At 38.3% G+C, this 4,214-nt stretch carries 3 protein-coding genes; all 3 read right to left on the bottom strand.

Annotation, left to right across the window (positions count from 1 at the left end; all coding sequences use genetic code 11):
- Positions 1-198: 198 nt before the first annotated feature.
- The gene (locus tag Q0954_RS33035; RefSeq protein ID WP_299466031.1) at positions 199-981 is read right to left on the bottom strand and encodes an RNA polymerase sigma factor; all 783 of its coding nucleotides are present in this window, start codon (positions 979-981) and stop codon (positions 199-201) included.
- 47 nt (positions 982-1,028) lie between these two features.
- Entirely contained in the window at positions 1,029-2,597 is a 1,569-nt protein-coding gene (locus tag Q0954_RS33040) for a SpoIIE family protein phosphatase (RefSeq protein WP_299466034.1), read from the bottom strand.
- A gap of 1,226 nt (positions 2,598-3,823) precedes the next feature.
- A complete protein-coding gene (locus tag Q0954_RS33045) occupies positions 3,824-4,087 on the bottom strand; it encodes a hypothetical protein (RefSeq protein ID WP_299466037.1) in 264 nt (87 codons plus the stop codon).
- Between the last annotated feature and the right edge of the window lie 127 nt (positions 4,088-4,214).

The following is a 4,214-nucleotide window of genomic DNA, read 5'->3' on the forward strand; positions in this document are numbered from 1 at the left end:
TTCAATTTTGGTTTTGTCACCTTTAAATTAATACTATTTTGGCAGACTTACTTATATCCCGCAACTTGGGTTAATTAATAAAGTATAGTACAAAGCAATCTGCCTTGTTTTGTTTATTAGACTTTTTGCTTGACAAAAACGGATGAAAAACTGAGAAAAAAACACTTTTTTTTCATAAACTACTGTCAGTCAGAGCATTTATTTTACATGATGAGGCATGTTTTCCAACATGTAGTTGTGCAGGTCAAAACCTTGAGCATTGATAGGGTCTATGCTTTGTATGAGCTGTAGCCTTAAATTGAGCAATTGTTCATGATTTGCTTTGTCTTGCGCTTTCACCATCTCTACTTTGTTAGCCTCTACTGCAAATACTTGTTTGGGGTTAAACATCCCGTTCAGTTCAGAACATTGATGGCAGGCGCCATTTTTATTAATAAGCGAACAACGGTTATCAAAAATATGGCGCAAACGAGCGCGGGCATTGGCCAGTCCATACTTTACCTGTCCCTCGCTCAACTCCATAATCACTTCAATTTCACGCACTTTAAAGGCATATACTTCTTTTAAAATCACACAAACCTGTTCTTCCAACATCAGGGTTTTGCTTATACAAGTAAAGCAATAGTCTATGTGTTCTCGCAATACAAATTGACCATAAGTTGAGTTTTGGGCAATGTCTGCCATAGTTTGTTGAATCTCTTGCGAAGCATAAGTGGCTTCGCGGCATCGGTCTTGATAGTCTTCTTGCCAACGTTGCTCTTTTTTTAGAAAATCTTTGGCAAGATTGGTAGCAATGGCAAAAACCCACGTCTTGAAAGAAGACTCACCTCTAAACTTTGCCAGGTGCTGAAAAGCCTTGATGTAAGCCTCCTGCACTATGTCTTCAGTGTTTTGGTGGTGTGCCACCAAACGGTATATATAAGAACTAAGTGAAGGGCGAAATTCAACAAATTGATCTTGGTAGGTTTGTACATCCATCATAGTAAAATATTAGTTACTGTTTACCTTCACACAAATATTATTCACTTTTATATGCGTATGCCCAACCACAAAATATCGTCACGCTGAGTGGTATTGATCATTTGCTGGTGTAAGGCTTCTTCTATTTTCTCTTTTTGCCCCGACAATGGCAACAAGGCTATTTGATTTAACATCCTGATCAGGCGGTCTTTGCCAAACTTTTTTCGATGTACATCGTTTTGGTCTTGCAACCCGTCTGACCCCAAATAAATCAGGCTTTCGGGGGCCAGGTTCAGTACATGGTTCACAAACTGTTTATTTTCGTTTTGTATACCCCCCAACGATTTGCGTGCTCCTTTCAGTTCATACAATAACGATTCGCCTTTAGGCAAGTAAAACAGTGAGTTTTTTGCTCCAGCAAATGTCAACCGGGTGAGGGCACCATTTGCTTGCTCAAGGCTTACAACAGCGGCATCCATGCCATTAATATCTTGGGTTTCTTTTTGACGCAATACCAACTGTATTTCAGTGTGTAAGGCATCAAGTATAGCCGCAGGGCTGGTGATTTTTTCGGTATTGATAATTTTATCAAGCAAGGTGTTGCCAATCATTGTCATGAAAGCCCCCGGAATACCGTGCCCGGTACAATCACTCACTACTAGTATAGTATGACACGCTACCTTGTTTAGCCAGTAAAAATCACCCGATACTTTGTCTTTGGGATAATAAATAATAAAATAGTCACGCAGCAACTCATTCAGTTTTTGAGGGTGTGGCAATAAGGTTTCCTGAATCGTTACTGCTGAACGAATGCTTTTTTGAATAAATCGGTCGCGTTGTTCGAGTACCTCATTTTTATTACTTATTTTTTGTTGAGATTCTCTTAACGATTTCACTGCTTTTCGCAATACACGCTCGCTACTGCCCAATTTATTATTCAAAAATTTCATTTCCTGGTTTTTCTTCTCGATAAAGTCCCGCTGGGTCACTACTTCTTCCTTTTGCTGCAACAACTCTTCGTTTTGCACCAGCATTTCCTCTTTTTGAATCTTTAATTCAAGGTTTTGTGCTTGGATCACCTGCTGACTTTTTTCTTTGATCTGTACAAAAATGCTGGTAAGCCAGGTAATCATACAAGCAAGCCCTGTATTTAGCATCACACTATAGAGTATGTGCCCTTGTTTGGGCAGTTGGTTGGGCAATGTACCTGCTATGGCAAACCCCAAAATAACCAATATTCCTAAGCCAAGCCAGACAACGCCTCGCCTGAGGTCTATTAACAAAATAGCTGTAATGGGAATAAAACAAATCCAGGAGAGTGCCACTGATGCTATGCCACCCGACAGGTATATAAATGCGACCAACCCAGCGAAACAAACAACCAAAAAAACCTGGCTGATATGATGAAAAGAAATGGTGGTTTTGTGTAAAAAAATGCAGGCTACAAACAATACAAATAAACCCAGGTTTACATACACGGCTAACACAAAGCCGATCGACAGGCATACTATAGCATAGACCCCACAAAACAAGGCGGCTATTACACAAAAGTGCAACAGCAGTTTGGGGCTCTTTCTTATTCGCTGGCTGTCTTTTATGCGAAAATCACTGACAAAAAAATCATAAAATGCCTTCATGCGTAATATTATCGGGCTAATCTTAACAATAGTCCATAGCGCTGACAAGGTTCCCCGTAAACGGAATCAGCGGAAAAAATGAGCCCTTGTCTAACACTCTTCTACAAAACTCATCGAAAATCACGCTAAACACGCACTATTTGCAGCTCATTATTAAAAGCTGAGGCGAGTTCTACTCTTCTATTTTTCTCCCTTATTTATGTCCAACCCTTATATACTGCTGTATATCGGCGCCTCAAAACAGCTGGTTTTAAGGTTGGTTAGAATCTTCAAGCACAAGCTTGCTGTGTGCAAGGCAGGGGGTGTTATTAAAGAGCTTGTTTAAGAGTAGGGTAGATGAGTTCTATTCCTAAGATAAAAAAGTAAGCCTGATATGACAATGATTGGAAAGGCTATTTTAGAGAAAGCCTGCCTATAAGGTCAAAATAATGTAAACCTCAGGGCATAAAAAAAGCTTTGACTCTCAATAGTCAAAGCTTTTTGATATTATTTATTATTTGTGAGAGATGATCTGTTGATCACCTTACTTTCACTAGTTTTAAACAATTGCTGTTACTTCACCAATGCTTAAAACTATATGAATCACCTATATACTCTACATAAACTTGATCACTATTTCTCTTGATTACCTATTCTCTGTAACTCGCACTATTACTTTGTTTTATTTGTCTTTGTCACCGATCCACGGTTTTACTCAATCTTGTAACTTATCTTGTGTATGTTTTACAATCAAATCCTGTATCATTTGATCGCTGTATTTTCCTAGGCCTGTATCACATCGAGCTTTCCAAACCCGTTTGATCCCTCTTTCCTGGTTTGATCCTTTATGTTTCCTTGATTGTTTGACCACTTAAATTCCTTTTTCTTCCATTTATTTTGGAACTGATCCCTCTTTCCTGGTTTGATCCTTTATGTTTCCTTGGTGTTTTGACCGCTTAAATTCCTTTTTCTTCCATTTATTTTGGAACTGATCCCTCTTTCCTGGTTTGATCACTTTTGGGTTGAAAAAGGAGTTATTTTTTCCTTTTGTTATTATATACTTAAGAGCAAGGGGCTCGATGGATATTTTTTGAGCACTTTTTTTATTTTTTTTCTCAACCAATGGCTAACTATCTCACTATCAACAATAAAATATCGAATAAAAAAAGACAAACATTGCTGTTTGCCTTTTCATTAAACTGATTGTAACAGTGAATCAACCTCTCTATGATGCCTCATGGCTCAATTTACATATAAGCATAAAAACAATGTATCTCTAAGATATCATCTATGCTGCGATCATGATAAGTATATATTGCCCCATCTAAGTCTATCAATGCCATATCTACCAACATATCAGTATACCCATTAGTGTCGATATAAAATACCATGGCAGGTACTAACACTTTTTCTTTAGGGCGATAAGCTGCTTCTAATGTATGAAATAAATGATTTGTACCAGGCAAAGCCGTGTAGGTTACTTTCAGGTGTAGCTCTACTTGAGCTCCCACTTTTCGATACTTAAGCCAACCATTAAACTCAGGGACATTGAGTGAATTTCTCTAGTTCTAAGACATTTGGGGGAGGCATTTAAGTCTCCCATTAAGAGAAGCCGCAGTCATTAGGTTAATTAGCCAA

The sequence above is a fragment of the uncultured Microscilla sp. genome (assembly GCF_947493425.1).
GTDB lineage: Bacteria > Bacteroidota > Bacteroidia > Cytophagales > Microscillaceae > Microscilla.

Coding starts and splice junctions, on each gene's coding strand:
- Q0954_RS33040 (WP_299466034.1), bottom strand. CDS start 2,597: ATGAAGGCATTTTATGATTTTTTTGTCAGTGATTTTCGCATAAAAGAC.
- Q0954_RS33035 (WP_299466031.1), bottom strand. CDS start 981: ATGATGGATGTACAAACCTACCAAGATCAATTTGTTGAATTTCGCCCT.